Below are 638 nucleotides of genomic sequence, written 5' to 3' on the forward strand. Positions count from 1 at the left end.
ATCATCGAGCTGAATGATGCCGCTGATGGGCTGCTTGTCATCGGACTCTTTCATGGCTTGCAGCAGCTTGTGCTTGAGCATCCAGGCGGTGTCATATTTGACGCCCAACTGGCGCTTTAGCTCCATCGCTGACAAGCCTGTTTTGGTTTGTGACAACAGGTGCATTGCCAGAAACCACTTGGTCAGTGGGAGCTTGGTGTTTGCGAAAATCGTGTTTCCAGTCAATGACATCTGGTGACGGCAGTGATTGCATTGCCACACACGTGGCCGCCTTCTCAGGCGACAACAGGTCTTGTTGGCACATTCAGGGCAGACAAAGCCGTTAGGAAAACGCCAAGTGAACAGCGCGTTTTCGCACTGAGCCTCAGTGCCATAGTCCTTGAGAAACTGAAACAGGCTGTAGCCTTTCTGGAATTGGATTTTGCTTTTGGCCATGATCTCGCACCTCGATAACTGTACGTAAGATCAGTATAGTTCGTGGTAACTGACTGCTCATGTACAGGATCTTTAGCAGCAACCAATTGAAATAGATATAAAAATGGCTTCGATTGTGATCTGATTTTATCGCCAAACAAAACCGCCACGCACGAAGCCATGACCATTATCGATGCCAACCACTATCTTGAGCAACTTCTCTC

1 protein-coding gene is annotated in these 638 nt (G+C 48.4%); it reads right to left on the reverse strand.

Translation table 11 applies throughout. From position 1 onward, the window contains the following. Positions 1–435 (reverse strand): IS1595 family transposase (locus tag J9892_RS21720; RefSeq protein ID WP_210538977.1); only part of this gene is annotated, 435 nt, incomplete at its 3' end. Between the last annotated feature and the right edge of the window lie 203 nt (positions 436–638).

Origin of the sequence: Aeromonas sp. Prich7-2, assembly GCF_017939255.1 — a bacterium.
In the GTDB taxonomy this organism is placed as follows: domain Bacteria; phylum Pseudomonadota; class Gammaproteobacteria; order Enterobacterales; family Aeromonadaceae; genus Aeromonas; species Aeromonas caviae.